The sequence below is a fragment of the Bradyrhizobium sp. KZN70725 genome, assembly GCF_055264925.1.
The window spans coordinates 1-15,019 of record NZ_JBUYWT010000097.1 but is presented as its reverse complement, the minus strand read 5'-3'; the positions used below and the strand labels follow the sequence as shown (position 1 = coordinate 15,019).

Here is a 15,019-nt window from a genome sequence, read left to right as displayed (position 1 = left end):
AGCAATTCCGCCGCGTCGCAACCCGCTTCGAAAAGACCGCCCGAAATTACCTTGCCGTCATCACTCTCGCAGCCATCGTCCTATGGCTGCGATAACTGTCCACACCGCCTAGATCGTGGCGAGGTCAAGTCGCAGGGGCGAGCTGCCAAAATATCGAAAACAACCCCATGCAAAGGAGCCGGCGGACCCGGCAACTCGAGGCGTCGGGCAAAATTGGGTATTATCATACCCCTAAGAAATCGTGCAGAGGCTCGTGAACCGCTGTCAACCTACGGCTGATTGTTCGGCGGACGCTCGATGAACTTCCGGCTGCCGTTGAGAAGCTCGAGGTTGTTGGCGATGACGGGGTTGCCCGGATCGAGCGAATACGCCTTCTCGAACTTCCGCCGCGCGCCGTTCAGATTGCCGCGCAGCATGAGGGAATAGCCCTGATCGTTGAGGATCTGGACCGTCTCGCCGCCAAGCCGGATCGCCTGCGCATAGGCCTGATCGGCAAGGTCGAAGCGGCGCAACTTGTCATAGCTCGCCGCGAGCCCGACCCAGGCCGTCACGTCCTTCGGCGCCTTCTCGACCGCTTCCTTGAAATAGCGCTGCGAGATTCCGTAATTGCCGCGGTTGTAGTGCTCGAGCCCCATCCGCACCGGTTCGTCGGAGGGATAGTATTTGACGTCGGTCGGCTCCTGCACGGGGTCGCCGCCTGGCGGATCCACGGGGGCTACGATCGCAGCCTCCCGCGTCGTGTAGTCACAGGCCCCAAGGCCGGTCGCCAAGCCGCAACAGATCAACGCCGGTGCGAGGCGATGCAATCCTCGCCCCGTTCCCCAAGTCCAGCGCAGCCCCTGCACCATTCGAAGATCCATCGCAAAACTACCTACGAAAACAGACGGCACGACCGAAATACCGAGGTCCGCCGAAACCTAACGTCGCATTTCCCTTCCGAATCCCTGCCCCGGCACCTGGCCGACGCTGCAAGGACATTACCTGCCGCCTCCGCCTCCGACCCCGACGGCCACCGATCCTCCGGTCCCTGCGCCCAATCCGGTCGTGTTGACGTTCTGAATCGTCGTGACGGGCGGCGGCTGGCCCATCGCCTTGGTCGGATCGCCCATGTCGGGAAGCTGATCCAGCGGGCGTTGCTGAGTGCCATAGCGCGTTATCGCAGTGCCCGTGCGCCGCGCGTCGTAGGCGATCCTGCGATCGCCGACATAGGCCGGCCACGGATGGATCGTGTGGGTGGCGGCGTTGACTTCCTTGGCGTTGCCGGCGCTCATCGTGATGGTGTCGGACCGCTGCACGTAGCGGTCCATCTCGTCATGCCCATAAACGCCGTAGCAGCCGCCGAGCAGGAAGGGTGCGAGCAAAGCCAGATATCGGATGGTCATCTCCCGCCTCCCCTAGTTCAAGGTCTTCACGACCGGCTGGTTCGCACCGACGGCCGGTGGCGGAGCCGGTACAACGGCGTTCGGCGCGATGATGTGACCATAGGGTCCCTTCACGTCGCCGCCGGAATTGACGTAGTCGTCGTAACGCTTGCGAACTTCCATCTGGCCATTGAGGAAGAAATCAACGTCGTTGGCCGGCAGGCGGGAGTCGAGCGGCGATGCCAGTTGCTGACCGGGCGCTGCCGGCGCGACCAGGCGCGGCGTCACGATGATGACGAGATCGGTTTCCTGCTGCTGATACGACTTGCTGCTGAACAGCGATCCGAGCACCGGCACCGAGCCGATCCACGGCAATTGCGAGACATCCTGCCGGTTGCGGGTCTGCAGCAGACCGGCGATGGCAAAGCTCTGGCCGTCGCGCAACTCGACCGTGGTGCGTGCGTCGCGGCGGGTCAGCGCCGGGATGGTCGTTCCGGCGATGCTCACCGCGTTCGTAAAATCAAGCTCGCTGACCGAGGGCTCGACGCGGAGATTGATCACTCCGCGCGACAGCACGGTCGGCACGAAGGCCAGTTCGACGCCGAACTTCTTGTAGTCGATGCTCACGGTCGGCAGCGCGCCCGGGACCGGCGACGAGGCGACCGGCACCGGAATCTCGCCACCTGCCAGGAATCGCGCAGCATCGCCCGACAGCGTGGTCAAATTCGGCTCCGCCAGCCGGCGGGCCAGTCCTTTGGTTTCCAGTGCGGTAATCAGAAGATCTACCGAACCGCCGCTGCTGGTTCGAAGAATGCTCGTCAACAAGCTTCCGAACGGGGGCGCGGCTACGCCGCCGGCGGAACCAATAAGCGATCCCACCGTCTGAAGCACCGGAAGGCTGCCAGTGGGCGTCGCCCCTACGGCAATGTTGGGATCAATTCGGTTGATATTGCCCGTTGGATTGGTGTGAGTGACGCCGCCGATCGGCACTCGACCTATACCGGTAAATCCGCCGAGGCCGGTATTGCCAACATTAGTGCCGTTGGCGTTTGCTGCATAAAGATTCACGCCGAGATCGCGCCCGGCCTCGCGGCTGACCTCGAGGAAGCGTACCTCGAGCATCACCTGCTGCGGCGCCGCAACGCTCATAGCATTGACCACGATGGCGTCCTTGGGAACGCTGCCCTGGGCAATCGTCATCGCCCGCTCGGCGGCGACGGCATCGGCGGCCATTCCGCTCAGCACCACCTGCCCTTCGGAGGAGGACACGCGAATGCCGCGTGTGCCGGTGCCTGACTGGATGTTCTGCTGCAAATTGCCGATATCGAGCGTCACCTCGACATCGAGAATGCCGATCTGCTTCATCGAGCTGTCGAACAGGATGACGTTGGTGGTGCCGGTCTTCCTGCCCTGGACGTAGATAAGATGGTCGCTCAGCGACTTCACGTCGACGATATCGGGCGAGCCCGCGATGATCGACGAGAACGCCGTATCGACCCTGAAGGTGCGCGACTTGTTGACGGTCACCCTGACGCGCTGGACGTCGCTCATCTCGCTGACGAAGACGCCGCTGGACGACGGCGCCCGCCGGTCGGCGGCGGCAGCAGGATCGGCGAAATGAAACAGGGCGATCGCAGCGCCAAACGCCATCGCGCTCAAGGCAACCAGCCCAAGTCCCGCATCAACCGAAACGCGACTTCCCATCATGCCAATCCCCTTCGCCGCGTCTCCGCGACGATCCCCGTAAATCTACGACCTCGGCGTCCCGATCACTCCCGTTCGTCCACCACGCCGTAGAGTTTACAGTCTGTCCGACTACAAATCGTTACTCGCGAAAATTCCCATTTCCCCGCGCACCGAGTACTCACCCGGGTCGCAAGGCCGCTAATGGCGGCTGGTAGATCATCCCCCGCTACGCGCCTCGATTGCAAGGAGAGAGGTCCGCCCGGCTGCGGCAACGCGGGAGAAAACTCCCCGTTGTTGCCAGCGCGCACCACTTCCATAGCCCGCCCGGGCTATTCCCGGCCGCCCAACGGGCCGAGCCGCTCCGCCGGCCGCCCAAGCCGGCGCCGCCGATCAGCCTCGCCGAATCGGGTTCTGCTCAGAAGGGAATCGTGGTCGACACGCTCGGCGCGTTGAGGGACGTGCCCCAGATCGGCATGATCATGGCAAAGCCCGATAGGGATGCTGTCACCGTCAGCGCCGAGGCGCCTGCCGTCGTGGTCACCGTCGGCGTGAGACTGGCGCCATACAGGAAGGGAGCAACGGCCTGCTTCTGCGCAAGCGTCAGATAGTCACCGGTGCAGGTGGATGGTGAATTGGACGCCAGCACGGCGGGCGAGTAGCAGCTGATCATGTTCGCCCGGGCGCCGGCATCCGCAAGCAGGCGCAGCGACTGCATCGTGATCGCGTAGCGTCCGAAATCAAACACGGCGAAGATCAGGGTGAACAAGGGCACGGCGATGAGGCAGAACTCGAGAGCGGCGACCCCGCGCTGGTCGAGCCTTTTCATCACTGCACCAGGCGCACGGTTTGAACGTTGGGCCTTGCTGCCCCATCCGACGAACACTTACTGTTGTCCAGGCTCGTATTGCCCTGGAAACTCACCGCGTAGGCTATGACCTGATAGCAACCGGTGCCGGGGGCACTCGACGAGCTGTTGCCTCCGTATGTAACTGGTGCATTCGGGATATAGACCGTGCCATTGAAATAGCTGGTCGAAGTGCCACTGATATTGACGCCTTGCTTCGAATAGGCCTCACCGTCGTAGATTAGAAGGTCTGTCATCAGGGCCTTGACCGATGCTGACAATACGGACGGTCCCGTAGGCGCCTTCATTGCCGTGAGCTGGATCGTGGGATTCCCCGTAAATTTGAGCGATGTACCAGCTCCGAAAAATATCAAGGTAGCCGTTCCCGTGATGTTCGGATTGCCGTTGATAGTAATGTTCCCCGAAAAATAGTACGTGCCGTTTAATACAGTGGTGGGGCTGAACGACGGATTGGTATTGTAACAGCTGCATGTCTCATATGGCTGGGGTGCTGCGTTGTTGACGTTGCTCGCGAAATTTGACGTCTTCAACGTGGACAGTGCCGTGTTGACCGCACTTAAGGGATCAGGGATCGGTTGCTGATAGGTTTGCACGCCCGTGCATTGACTTCCGCCCGTCTGGGAGCAGCCGCCGACGGTGTAGCTCGGCGCATTCACCGAGATGCCCGAATTGCCGATGAAGCCGATCGCGTTCGACGCGCTGCTGTCCGACGAGATACCGCAGTTTGCTGACGATACCGTAGCGCTACCCTGGAAAGTAACGGGGTCCTTCAACGCCAACACGCATGGAGGTTTCGCCAAGCTATCGAGCTTGGCGACCGCCGTCGCGGCGATCGTGACCGTCGACAAGCCAAGCACCTGAGCCAAATATCCCGGCTGCTGCTGGCTGATGGTGGCCTGAACGTATGTCCCCGCCACCCCGTTCCACGACGTCAGCGAGGCGACCTGGACGGTCCGCGTGACGCCGCTGGTCGCCACACATCTGGAGCCGGGATAGGCGGTGTCGCCGGAATTGCAGAACGTATTCTGAGCGGCGGCCTGCTTGCCGCGGTAATCGTATGTCTGGGTGTTGTTGCAGGTCGTGCCCGGCTGCGGGGCGCTGTCGCACGCGAGCCGCAAGGCGCCGGCATAGGCAGCCGCATCAGCCGCACCCTGGGCGCGCTGCTGGGTGACGTACCACGACCCGGCTTCACCGCCGAGCGCCATCATCCCGATCAACGGGATCAACGCAATCACCGTTGCGAACGCGGCCGAGCCGCGACGGCAATGAAGCACGTTACGCATGGAACACCTCATTGAAACCGTTCCGAATAGGTCAGCGTGAACGAACAAGGATTGGTATTGGTGCTGGTGCAAATCGCCGACCTCAACACCATTGGCGTCAGCGTGATCGTCGTTGAATACACGTAGTACTTCGGCTGGGACGGATCAGAATTGGTCGAATCGCAGACCGCATTGCTCTCGCCACAGATCAGCTGGATGCTGGGGATCGGATAACGGGAATCGGCCTTAGCGAGCGCGGCCGCCGCCCAACTGGACGCGTTCGTAACGTCGCCCGGCGGGGAATACTGGATGGATTGTCCAAACCCGCGCAGCGCCGCAAGCGCCTGGATATACTGAAAGCCGGCCAGCGCGAGGTCGGCAAGCGGCAGCAAAATAACCAGGAACAGGAAAGCGAAAACGAACAGCATCTCGAACGCGACGGCGCCGCGTCGATCCGCGATCAGGGAACGCTTGCCGCTCACACGGCTCTTCCAGCTTCGCATGGCCGCTCACCAGACATAGGGAATCAATCTCCAGCGCGACGCCTCGTAGCTGGAATATTCAGGAAGCGTGCGCCGAAGCACGTCCTCCTCGTAGTGAATTCGCCAGACCTGGATGCAGATATGCAGAATCAGCAGGCCCACGGTCATCCAGCTCAGATGCTGCAGCACGACACCGAGGAACACGATCTCTTCCGACAGATAGAGCGGATGCTTGATCCACCGGTACGGCCCGGTTTGCACCACCGAACGCGCCTGCGGCACCAGGCTGAACGACCGTCCGAGATGGCGGACGGTCACGAGGATCATGATCATGCCGGTCAGCACGCAAACCGCGGACAACAAATTCAGCAATGCGCCGTCGGTCTTCTCGAAAAACGTGATTGTCCATGGCCAGTAGGTGCCGACGAACGCTGCAATCCTCGGCAGCAGGCCTTCGGCCTGCGCCTTTGCGGGCCCGCGGATCAGGATCAGCAGCGCCAGCATCAGGTAAAACACCGCGACAAGGAAATTCGAGACGAGCGAGGGCCAAGGCTGCCCCGTCTTCGCAAGATTGGTCGTCACGGCAAGTCCCAACAGCAGGAACCATGCGCTGCCCAGGAATCGGGTCGCCCGATCGTAGGCCAGGGTCGTCGAAAGACTCATTGCAGCTGCGCTCATGGCTCAATTACCGAGATTGGAGAATGTACGGATCAAATGAAGGAACGGGCTTCCGCCCAGAATGACGAACATCGCCGGAAGCAGGAACAGCACCATCGGAACGGTCAGCTTGGCGCCCAGTTTGTGCGCCCGCTCCTCGAGCTTGGTGATGCGTTCGCGGCGCAGGTCGACTGCGATGCTGCGCAGCGCCTGACTGAGCGGCGTGCCATATTGCAGGCTCTGGCTGACCATGGTGCCGAAGCGACGGAGGCCCTCCGACGTGGACGCAAGCTTCTCGAACGCGTCGGCACGGTTCGGCAGGATCCGGAGATCATCGAGAAGACCGCGCAGCACGTGGGTGATAGCGGGATTGGTCTCCCGCATCTCCTCCGCCACACGCTCAATCGCGCTCTCCAGGCCCATGCCGGCTTCGCTGCAAACCACAAGAAGATCGATGGTGTCCGGCGTACCGAGCCGGATCGCGGCATCGAAACGTCGCTTCACGACCAGCAAGATCAGGCGCGGAATCATGATTCCAAACGCCAGGCCAAGCAGCGTGAAGATCATCACGTCGCTGAACGGCCGTCCGAGAATCTGCGAAATGGAGAAAGCCGCGATCGGCAACACATATGTGCTGACCGTCTTGAAGCCGATCCAGATCGGCAGGGTTCGATAGTGATTGAACCCTGCCGACTGAAGAACCATCCTCAGCTGGTCGAGATTTTCCTGGGCGTAGTAGCGCCTGTAGCGCATGCCGACCGATGAAAGCCAACCGATCAGATCCTTCGAATTCGATCGATCGGAGATGCCCAGCACGGCATTCGAGACACGCGTGTCCAAGGTGCGCAGATGTATCTCGCGAATGAGCAGCAGGAAGGTCGCGGCCGCGAGCGCGACGGCAAGCGTGGCAAAACCGAGAACAGCCGTCATAGGGTGGTTTCCCTTCTGACCATCCAACGGATCACGAAATGCCCGATCAGGACCGAGCACGCCGCATAAGCGAGCAGCACGTTTCCTTGCGGATCGAACAACAGCAGGTCGACCGACTGCGGATTGATCAGGTAAAGCAGCCCGCCGATAACGACCGGCGCACAGGTGAGCGCACGCGATGAAAAGATGACCTCTCCGGCCAAGGCCTTCGCACGCGCCGCCAGCGCAACCCGCTGACTCACGGTCTCGCCCAACGTCTGCAGCGTTTCCGCCAGGCTGCCGCCGGTCTTCAATTGCACCGCGAGGGTTACCGCAAACATCGCATACTCCGACACCTGCGTTCGCTGATAGATCTCCTCGACGGCCTCCTCGGGCGACCTGCCCAGGTTCAATTCATGACAGACGATGGCAAATTGCCCGGATGTCGGTTGCGGCATCTCGCGGGCGATGGTGCGAAAAGCTTCGTGGACGGGCAATCCGGACCGGACAGTACTCGTCACCAGCTGGACCGCATCGGGAAGCTGCTGGAAGAGCTGGTTTGCAAAGCGATGTTGCTGCCATCCGAACAGACCGCGCACGACCAGGATGGCGACGCCGACAGCCGCAATGGCTCCATAGGAGCCAGGGAACCGCAGGAATCCATTGACGTAGAGAATTCCCGCCGCTGCCATTCCCCCTGCAAGCAGCACATAGACCGGCCGCACGACGTACACCATATCGGGGCGATAGTTGGCGAAGCGCTGGAGCGCGCGCCAACGCGACGTCTTGGCCGCACGACGGATGGAGACCAAGGCTGCGGCTTCAGCCGTCGGCAGCGCGATCTCGAGCTGGCGATCCATTCGTCTCTGTCGTGCGTCGAGCCAGAGGGTGTTTGCCCCGGCACACAACAGAAGCACCAGAACGATGATCAAGGGCGTCGACATCAGATGTGCCTCATCGCTTCTGCCCAGGCCCGATCGAGCCCGTAATAGACGAGGCGGCTCTTGAACTTCGGAACCGCATTGGTGGAGCGGTAGGTGCCGGATATCCGCCCTTGGACATCCTCGTCCTTGTACTCGAACAACGCGATGTCGTTGGTGGTGATCACCTCGCCCTCGAGGCCGATCACCTCGCTGATCTGCACGATGCGGCGCTGGCCATCCCGCATGCGCTCGACCTGCACAATCAGATCCAGGGCGGCGACGATCTGGGAGCGGATTGCGCGCGACGGCAGATTGACCTGCCCCATCTGCACCATGTTCTCCACGCGCGTCAGCGCGTCGCGGGTACTGTTGGCGTGCACCGTGGAGATCGATCCGTCATGGCCGGTGTTCATCGCCTGCAGCATGTCGAACGCCTCGGCGCCGCGCACCTCACCGACGACGATGCGGTCCGGACGCATACGAAGTGCATTCCACAGAAGGTCGCGCTGCGTCACCTGGCCGGTGCCCTCGAGGCTGGCCGGACGGGTCTCCAGGCTGATCACGTGCGGCTGCTGAAGCTGCAGCTCCGCCGCGTCCTCAATCGTGACGATGCGCTCGCTATGGTCGATGAACTGACTCAAGGCGTTCAGCAGCGTCGTCTTGCCGGAACCGGTGCCTCCGGAGACCAGGACGTTGAGCCGGCAGCGGGAGGCGATCTCCAGCAGCTGCCCAAGCGCGGCGGTCATCGAGCCGTTTTCGATCATCCCGGCGATGTTCAGACGCCGGTTCGGAAATTTTCGGATCGAGATGCAGGGGCTATGAATCGCCAGCGGCGGCAGGATGATGTTGACACGGCTGCCGTCCGGCAGACGGCAGTCGACCATCGGGCTGGATTCATCCACCCGCCGGCCGACCTGCGAGGCGATCTTCTGTGCGACCGAGGCGATATGGTCGTTGTCGCGAAAACGGACCGCAACCCGCTCCAGCTTGCCGGCCCGCTCGACATAGACGTTGCTCGGCCCGTTGATCATGATGTCGTTGATCGTCTCGTCGAGCAGAAGCGGACGCAGCGGCCCGTAGCCGGTCATGTCGTCGGCGATCTCCTCCGCCAGGAAGAGCTGCTCGCGGCCCGACAGCTCCAGCCGCTCCTGGTTGGCGATGCCGTGGATGATTTCCTCGATCTGCCGCCGCAGGACGTCGCGGGGAACGGTCGCGGCCACCGACGGCTCGATCTGCTCGATGACGCGTTCGCGCAGGGATGCCGACATCACCGGATGGTGCGTCGCAGGTTCTTCATGCTTCGGCGCCGATGCAAACAGGCTGGACGCCGGTGACGCCACGCTCGGTTCCGCCGACGGCAAGGGTGGCGGCGCCGGCCGCGCGCTTGGTGTCGCTGCCGGGGCGTCCGGCACCGCTGCGGGCATCCGCACTGGCATTTCGTCTGCGCGCCTGCCGAACTTTTTCATAGCCCGAGCCACCTCTTCCACCCGGCGCTTTTCTTGGCACCGACGCCGGTGATTTCCCGTACGATCGGGGCAAGGTGGCGCCGCAGACCGGATACGTGCTTCAGAGCCGGAACGCCGAGGTTGACCGCCTGGGTCATGCCTTTGCCGAGATCCGGGATCACCATGTCCGGCTCGGCGCCCAGCGCCTTGACGATCGTTGCTCTCGGCAGACCGCCGGCGCGGTCGGCACGATTGAGCAGGGTAAACACGCGATCCTTGCCCGCGATGTTGGTGACGGCGTTGCGCAGCGCGTGGGCATTGCGCAGGCCGGTGACTTCGGCCTCCAACAGCACCAGCACATGACGGGACATCTGAATGACCGGATAGATCGATGCCGGGAACGGCACCGGCACATCGACAACGACGTAGTTGAACCGCTGACGGAGCAGGCCCAGCACGTGCCGCACGCCGGCTTCGGTGATGTCGAGCTTCGCATCGAGCTCCTCGTCGCCGGAAATCAGGCAGACCCGATCGTTCACCTCGATCGCCGCACGCTCGAGAAACAGCGTGTCGGCCCGCATCGGGTTTTCAAGGGCGATGCGGAGGCCGGGTCCAGGACGAACACCAAGCATCACCGCGGTCTCGCCGCCCTGCAGATGCAGGTCGAGCAACGCCACCTTGGCCTTGGTGGTTTCGGCCAGTTGCAGCGCGAGGTTGATCGCGACGCTGGTCGCTCCGGCGCCGCCCTGCGCGCCACAGATCGACACCACGTGCCCGCCGCGGTCATTCTGGGCCGGCGCGGCGTCGCCGATCAGCTTGGGACGCAGCTGGTCGAGCACCATATCCCTGGTGATCGGCGTCGGCAGGTATTCAGCAAGGCCGATCTCCATCAGCTCGCGGTAGAAGACGATCTCCCTGTTGTCTCCAATCAGGGCCACCTTCACATCGGGCGGACAGACACTGGCGAGGCGTTCCAGTTCAGTGAAAGGATCATCGATCCCGCTGATGTCGGTCACCAGCGCGTACAGATCGGTGTCGGTCTCGAGCATGCGTGTCGCATGACGGATCGTGCCGCGCCGGATCACCAGATTGCTGCCGTCGAGACCCTTGCGGAGGGCTGCCGCGCTCAGTTCGTCATTGACGAAGCAGACGATGCGGTTGCGCGCGACAAGAGACGTCGTCTCTTCGGGTTGTTCCACCACTGCCATGTTCGCACTCATCAACGTTTCTCCGATCCCTTGCCGACGTCACTCGCTGCCGCTGTGGTCTGACGATCGAGTTCGGACGGCACGTCGCAGCCCGCGCGGGCGTCGTCGTCAAGATCCTGTCTCCTGACCGAGTATTGCTTGACCTCGCTGCCGGTATAGATCGCGACCGTCGTGCTCTGGCCGGCAATCGCACTCTGGCGCGCCAGCTCCGGCGATACGTCGCAGCTGGACGTTACGCTTGTGTCGGCCTTGCCCCACTGCTCGGCCGCAGCGCGGATGACGAGCGACAGCGTTCCGAGCTGCTTTGCGACGGCCACCTTCTTGACCTGATCCGGCTTGAGCTCCAGTGACACGGTCTGCGCCGTCTTGCCCGGGACGGCATTGGTGATCGGACGGCCGCCTTGCGCAATTTCCTGGTCGATCGCGATCACGCGCACATTGGACAGAACGGTTTCGCTGACGGCTCGCTTCACCGGCGCGGCCTTCTCGAACACCTGGGTCAGCACCACGTCGACATTGTCGCCCGGCCTGATCAGACCGGACACACCGGTCTCCTCGTCGACCTTGATGCTGATGGCGCGGCTGTCCGGCGCCAGGACGCTGGCAAGGAAGCCGCGATCCTTCGGACGCAGGATGTCGTCCAGTGTAATCGCGCTGCCGGCTTCGACGAACTTGCGAACCAGCGAACCGGGCAACCCGGCCTTGGAGTCAGGCGTTTCAAGGATCGCCCCCGCAGGGACACGGTTCGGTGCTGTCTGGCGCACCGCGAAATCTTCGTCTCGCGCGAGCGTTCCCTTCGAGAGCGGGCGTGTCGCGACAAAGTAGCCGACCGTCGCGGCCGCAGGCACAGGCGCAGGCTTCTCTTCGACTGCCTGCGCAACGACCGGATCTGCGGGTCGGTTCATGCTGTAGGCGATCATTCCAAGCGCCGTAGCCGCAAGCAGCAGCACCATGATGATCGAGACACGGAGAGCGGACGACATGTCAAATTCCTTTGCTCAAAATGGCCCAGATACCGCCGCATGCGATGGCGACCCCGTAGGGAAGCGGTGCATGTCGCAAATGACGCCAGCGCTCGACCGCGTAGACCCGGCGCATCAGCGATGATCCGGCGGGCGCCAGTCTCGGTTGGGGCAGACGGCGCATCATCAGATGCACCGCGGCCAGAACGCCGCCGGCCAGCGCAGTTGCCGTCAACAGTTGAATCACGCCGGTCAGCGGCAGACCGATCGCCAGGGCAACCAGCAACTTGACGTCGCCACCGCCGATAGCTCCCCGCAGGTAAATCACGAAGAGCGCCAGGAACAGGATTGCGGCAACGATCAGCGACTGGCCGATCTGCATCGGACTGGCCAATTGGCCGACGATCCCAAGGAACGCCAGCGCCAGGCAAATTTCGTTTCGGATCAACCGTGTCGCGATATCGATCGTTGCGACATACAACAACAATGCGATTTCCAGACACAAGGTCGTGGACGCAATCCAATTCATGAAATAATCGCCTTAGAAAAATGGCGGGGGGCAAAAAATAATGCCCCCCTCCGGAGCGCCGTCCCTCTGGACTTAGGCGCTAACCGCGTTGGCAACCGCGGTGCCGATCGAAGTGAGCGAGGTGGTCAGAACACTGCCAATGCCACTCGCGGTACCCGTACCGAACGCTGCGGAAACGGCGGCGACGATACAGGCGGCGACGATCACGTACTCGAACGACACAACGCCGTCCTTGTCCGTGCGCAAACGCCTCAATATTTCTGTGACCTTGATATATGACTGCAACATAGGAGAAAGCCTCCTTAAGGCTCGCGCACATCGCAATCCGGTTGACCGCTGTTGACAGAAAGAATCTGCCAACAGCATTCAACATCCGGAGTTAAGCGGAGACTGCGGTGGCGACCTTGCTGGCGATCGTGGTGATGGAGGCGTTCAGAACCGAGCCGATGCCGCTGGCGGTACCCGTACCGAACGCAGCAGAGACGGCGGCCACGATGCAAGCGGCGACGATCACGTACTCGAACGACACAACGCCGTCCTTGTCCGAGCGCAGACGCTTGAAGGCTTCGGTAGTCTGGATGTACAGCTTCAACATAGGAAAATATCCCTTTTACGATGAAATTTACGCAATACGTTGGCGGGGGGCAAAATCCGGGTGCCAACTAGCATTTTCTTATAATGCGTCGCGAGAAAACTGTCGATTGGTAATCGTTTATTAACCCTACCGGCGTAGCGGCGCGCACCTACTCCTCGGCGAGGCGCTCCGACAACGATGCGCGAAACCCCTTAAATTGTAGGACTTTCGACATTTCACGACATTTCAGTTCGGCTGCTCCGTGCGAATACGGTGCCGGCGCTGCCCAGATCGGCGCGGGCGCTTGCCCAGCTCTCCGGGCCGGCTCGGCACGGCATTTTGCAGTTGCCGCCACTGGGTGACCGCCAGCGGCGACTAGCCCGCGTCGGCTGGCGCGGCCGATGCCTGCTGCGCCCTTCATCGAGGAGCTGCGAATGAAGCTTCTGGATCTGCATGTTTCGCTCGAGTAGGGACATTGTCCTTGCCCGGACTTGCCCTGCCAACGCCTTTCGCTGGGCGTTCTCCCGGTCGAGCAATTCGGGAAACGGCAGCAGCGGCCGCGCGGGCTCCGTTCGCCTTGATCTCGCCGGACGCCCTCGCTCGGCCGGCGCAATCTGATCCGGGACCGCGCCGCGGCATTCCGCGCGCGCCGTTCAGGCTGACCGCTGCCGGACTCGCGGTCCGGCTCCGCCTTCTCCTCAGCGGCCTGATGCGCGGGCAGGTCACGCAAGATAGAGGTCAAATAACCAGCGCACAGCGGATGTTCTCCCCCCAGATCACGCTGCCCGTTTTGGCAATCACCGAACGTGTCATGAGTTTTGATCAGCTCAGGGGCCATGGTTGCCCAGCCCCGCTGCTACACCGACCGGGAGCATTGAGAGGTCGTTCGTTGCGGTCACTTCTGCCGGAACGCGTGATTGAGCGACATCACGAGCGGCCCCACGATGTAATCAAATGCGGTTCGTTGAATCGTCTGGATCATCACCATTGCCGGCATTCCCGGATCAAGACGAATGTTGGGCATGGTCGCCAGCTCGTCCTGATCGATCCGAACGCAGGCCGTGTAGTAGGGATTGTTGGTCTTGGGATCCGTCAAGCGGTCCGCCGAGACCTGAGTGACGTCGCCATGAATGATCGGGACGATCCGCTGCTTGTAGGCGGTTAGGTGAACTTCCGCGCGCGTGTTCGGATGCACGTCGCTGATATCCTCGATCACCACCTGCGCTTCGATCGTCAACGAATCCTCGTCGGGCACGATGTCGAGGATTTTGTCACTGCGCTGGATCACGCCTCCCACCGAAAACACGCTGAGGCCAACCACGCGCCCTCGGCAACGATTGGGCTTCGTACCAGCGAGGGTGGTCCCGGACTGCGGCGTAACGCCTGGTCCCGTCGCGCCGGTCCACCGCGACGGGTCGATCGAGATCGAGTTTGCTGCCGGGGTTCGCGGGCTGTAGCGTGGTCGGCGCTTCGCGCAGACATCATCGGCCTTACATGTCCGTGGGGCCCGTTGCATGGACATTGGGAGATTTTAGCAAACAAACTTGAATTCACTCCAGTTTCTGAGTGCAACTGAAGATTCGTTGCATCCTTATTCCGGGAAAAATACGCATTCCCTTAATGGTTTTGTATAACGGGTGAAGCATTGATTTGTGCTTTCCGGTCCTCGTGAATGATCAATGTGGATTGTCGTGGCCGTTTCTTCGATGTTTTTTCATATCCGCAGCCTGCGCTCGGATGATTGCGGCGCCGTCAATGTGATCATGGGTGTCCTGCTCGTTCCTCTGATCGGAGCCCTGGGTATCGGCTTTGAGGTTTCGAACTGGTCCATGAGGACGCGCGGCATGCAAAACGCGGCCGATGCGGCCGCGCTCGCGGCTGCGACCAACAACAGCTCAAACTACGATGTCGAAGCCAAGGCGGTTGCGGCGCGATACGGTAACCAGAGCCTTAAGCAATCGCGGGGTGGGTCTAAGTTCCAGGAAAAAGCGCGACGGGCACGACCTGTATGCCAGCTAGAGCGTGTTGTTTTTTCGCAGAATCGGGATTCCCAGCGGGAGCGATTTCTGATTCAAACTCCGTGCTGGAGAACGGGGGCCAGCATGGATGACGCGACCCTATTCAGAAGACCTTCGTGAACGGGCTCTGGCGCGAGC

17 protein-coding genes and 1 pseudogene are annotated in these 15,019 nt (G+C 61.9%); 2 read left to right on the top strand and 16 right to left on the bottom strand.

Translation table 11 applies throughout. The annotated features are described in order from the left end of the window. Window positions 1-95: pseudogene (locus ACZBJS_RS40285) on the top strand (IS5/IS1182 family transposase); the annotation flags it as partial. Between the two features lie 174 nt (window positions 96-269). Here the strand turns inward: ACZBJS_RS40285 and ACZBJS_RS40280 are convergent. From ACZBJS_RS40280 to ACZBJS_RS40205, 16 genes are all read right to left on the bottom strand, one after another. Beyond that, window positions 270-686: a tetratricopeptide repeat protein gene (locus ACZBJS_RS40280; protein ID WP_057017283.1), complete on the bottom strand. Its 417-nt coding sequence runs from the start codon at window positions 684-686 to the stop codon at window positions 270-272. 291 nt (window positions 687-977) lie between these two features. Further along, complete coding sequence (locus ACZBJS_RS40275; protein ID WP_463440145.1) at window positions 978-1,382, bottom strand: hypothetical protein; 405 nt, start codon at window positions 1,380-1,382, stop codon at window positions 978-980. 12 nt (window positions 1,383-1,394) lie between these two features. Next, window positions 1,395-3,068 carry a type II and III secretion system protein family protein gene (locus ACZBJS_RS40270; RefSeq protein ID WP_463440144.1) on the bottom strand — a complete coding sequence of 558 codons (1,674 nt, stop codon included), beginning with the start codon at window positions 3,066-3,068 and terminating at the stop codon, window positions 1,395-1,397. Between the two features lie 394 nt (window positions 3,069-3,462). Then, a complete protein-coding gene (locus ACZBJS_RS40265) occupies window positions 3,463-3,873 on the bottom strand; it encodes a TadE/TadG family type IV pilus assembly protein (protein WP_225648937.1) in 411 nt (136 codons plus the stop codon). Beyond that, window positions 3,873-5,195, bottom strand: a complete 1,323-nt coding sequence (locus ACZBJS_RS40260) for a pilus assembly protein TadG-related protein (RefSeq protein WP_316396118.1) — start codon at window positions 5,193-5,195, stop codon at window positions 3,873-3,875. Before ACZBJS_RS40260 ends, ACZBJS_RS40265 begins: the two co-directional genes overlap by 1 nt. 8 nt (window positions 5,196-5,203) lie before the next feature. Continuing rightward, entirely contained in the window at window positions 5,204-5,677 is a 474-nt protein-coding gene (locus ACZBJS_RS40255; protein WP_316396120.1) for a hypothetical protein, read from the bottom strand. A gap of 6 nt (window positions 5,678-5,683) precedes the next feature. Next, window positions 5,684-6,319 (bottom strand): methyltransferase family protein, encoded by a 636-nt coding sequence (locus ACZBJS_RS40250; RefSeq protein ID WP_463440143.1) that lies wholly within the window; start codon window positions 6,317-6,319, stop codon window positions 5,684-5,686. Between the two features lie 18 nt (window positions 6,320-6,337). Continuing rightward, window positions 6,338-7,243 carry a type II secretion system F family protein gene (locus tag ACZBJS_RS40245; RefSeq protein ID WP_092090357.1) on the bottom strand — a complete coding sequence of 302 codons (906 nt, stop codon included), beginning with the start codon at window positions 7,241-7,243 and terminating at the stop codon, window positions 6,338-6,340. After that, complete coding sequence (locus tag ACZBJS_RS40240) at window positions 7,240-8,166, bottom strand: type II secretion system F family protein (protein WP_253587250.1); 927 nt, start codon at window positions 8,164-8,166, stop codon at window positions 7,240-7,242. The genes ACZBJS_RS40245 and ACZBJS_RS40240 overlap by 4 nt, the downstream gene beginning before the upstream one ends. Beyond that, window positions 8,166-9,611, bottom strand: coding sequence for a TadA family conjugal transfer-associated ATPase (locus ACZBJS_RS40235; RefSeq protein ID WP_316396123.1), 1,446 nt, complete (start codon window positions 9,609-9,611; stop codon window positions 8,166-8,168). Before ACZBJS_RS40235 ends, ACZBJS_RS40240 begins: the two co-directional genes overlap by 1 nt. Further along, complete coding sequence (locus ACZBJS_RS40230; RefSeq protein ID WP_463440142.1) at window positions 9,608-10,798, bottom strand: CpaE/TadZ family protein; 1,191 nt, start codon at window positions 10,796-10,798, stop codon at window positions 9,608-9,610. The genes ACZBJS_RS40235 and ACZBJS_RS40230 overlap by 4 nt, the downstream gene beginning before the upstream one ends. An 11-nt stretch (window positions 10,799-10,809) precedes the next feature. Beyond that, window positions 10,810-11,781, bottom strand: a complete 972-nt coding sequence (cpaB, locus tag ACZBJS_RS40225) for a Flp pilus assembly protein CpaB (RefSeq protein ID WP_316396125.1) — start codon at window positions 11,779-11,781, stop codon at window positions 10,810-10,812. 1 nt (window position 11,782) lies between these two features. Continuing rightward, a complete protein-coding gene (locus ACZBJS_RS40220) occupies window positions 11,783-12,289 on the bottom strand; it encodes an A24 family peptidase (RefSeq protein WP_463440141.1) in 507 nt (168 codons plus the stop codon). Between the two features lie 72 nt (window positions 12,290-12,361). Then, window positions 12,362-12,577, bottom strand: coding sequence for a Flp family type IVb pilin (locus ACZBJS_RS40215; protein ID WP_057017077.1), 216 nt, complete (start codon window positions 12,575-12,577; stop codon window positions 12,362-12,364). 91 nt (window positions 12,578-12,668) lie between these two features. Further along, entirely contained in the window at window positions 12,669-12,884 is a 216-nt protein-coding gene (locus ACZBJS_RS40210; protein WP_028334082.1) for a Flp family type IVb pilin, read from the bottom strand. 874 nt (window positions 12,885-13,758) lie between these two features. Continuing rightward, window positions 13,759-14,385: a beta-barrel domain-containing protein gene (locus tag ACZBJS_RS40205; RefSeq protein WP_463440140.1), complete on the bottom strand. Its 627-nt coding sequence runs from the start codon at window positions 14,383-14,385 to the stop codon at window positions 13,759-13,761. A 157-nt stretch (window positions 14,386-14,542) separates the two neighbouring features. On the opposite strand from ACZBJS_RS40205, the gene ACZBJS_RS40200 reads away from it, so the two are divergent. Then, window positions 14,543-15,001, top strand: coding sequence for a pilus assembly protein TadG-related protein (locus ACZBJS_RS40200; protein ID WP_463440139.1), 459 nt, complete (start codon window positions 14,543-14,545; stop codon window positions 14,999-15,001). The last annotated feature ends 18 nt before the right edge of the window (window positions 15,002-15,019 follow it).

Excerpts from the sequence above, each read along its gene's own strand:
- ACZBJS_RS40275 (WP_463440145.1), bottom strand. The coding sequence starts at position 1,382 with ATGACCATCCGATATCTGGCTTTGCTCGCACCCTTCCTGCTCGGCGGC.
- ACZBJS_RS40270 (WP_463440144.1), bottom strand. The coding sequence starts at position 3,068 with ATGATGGGAAGTCGCGTTTCGGTTGATGCGGGACTTGGGCTGGTTGCC.
- ACZBJS_RS40265 (WP_225648937.1), bottom strand. The coding sequence starts at position 3,873 with ATGAAAAGGCTCGACCAGCGCGGGGTCGCCGCTCTCGAGTTCTGCCTC.
- ACZBJS_RS40260 (WP_316396118.1), bottom strand. The coding sequence starts at position 5,195 with ATGCGTAACGTGCTTCATTGCCGTCGCGGCTCGGCCGCGTTCGCAACG.
- ACZBJS_RS40255 (WP_316396120.1), bottom strand. The coding sequence starts at position 5,677 with ATGCGAAGCTGGAAGAGCCGTGTGAGCGGCAAGCGTTCCCTGATCGCG.
- ACZBJS_RS40250 (WP_463440143.1), bottom strand. The coding sequence starts at position 6,319 with ATGAGTCTTTCGACGACCCTGGCCTACGATCGGGCGACCCGATTCCTG.
- ACZBJS_RS40245 (WP_092090357.1), bottom strand. The coding sequence starts at position 7,243 with ATGACGGCTGTTCTCGGTTTTGCCACGCTTGCCGTCGCGCTCGCGGCC.
- ACZBJS_RS40240 (WP_253587250.1), bottom strand. The coding sequence starts at position 8,166 with ATGTCGACGCCCTTGATCATCGTTCTGGTGCTTCTGTTGTGTGCCGGG.
- ACZBJS_RS40235 (WP_316396123.1), bottom strand. The coding sequence starts at position 9,611 with ATGAAAAAGTTCGGCAGGCGCGCAGACGAAATGCCAGTGCGGATGCCC.
- ACZBJS_RS40230 (WP_463440142.1), bottom strand. The coding sequence starts at position 10,798 with ATGGCAGTGGTGGAACAACCCGAAGAGACGACGTCTCTTGTCGCGCGC.
- cpaB (WP_316396125.1), bottom strand. The coding sequence starts at position 11,781 with ATGTCGTCCGCTCTCCGTGTCTCGATCATCATGGTGCTGCTGCTTGCG.
- ACZBJS_RS40220 (WP_463440141.1), bottom strand. The coding sequence starts at position 12,289 with ATGAATTGGATTGCGTCCACGACCTTGTGTCTGGAAATCGCATTGTTG.
- ACZBJS_RS40215 (WP_057017077.1), bottom strand. The coding sequence starts at position 12,577 with ATGTTGCAGTCATATATCAAGGTCACAGAAATATTGAGGCGTTTGCGC.
- ACZBJS_RS40210 (WP_028334082.1), bottom strand. The coding sequence starts at position 12,884 with ATGTTGAAGCTGTACATCCAGACTACCGAAGCCTTCAAGCGTCTGCGC.
- ACZBJS_RS40205 (WP_463440140.1), bottom strand. The coding sequence starts at position 14,385 with ATGTCCATGCAACGGGCCCCACGGACATGTAAGGCCGATGATGTCTGC.
- ACZBJS_RS40200 (WP_463440139.1), top strand. The coding sequence starts at position 14,543 with ATGTGGATTGTCGTGGCCGTTTCTTCGATGTTTTTTCATATCCGCAGC.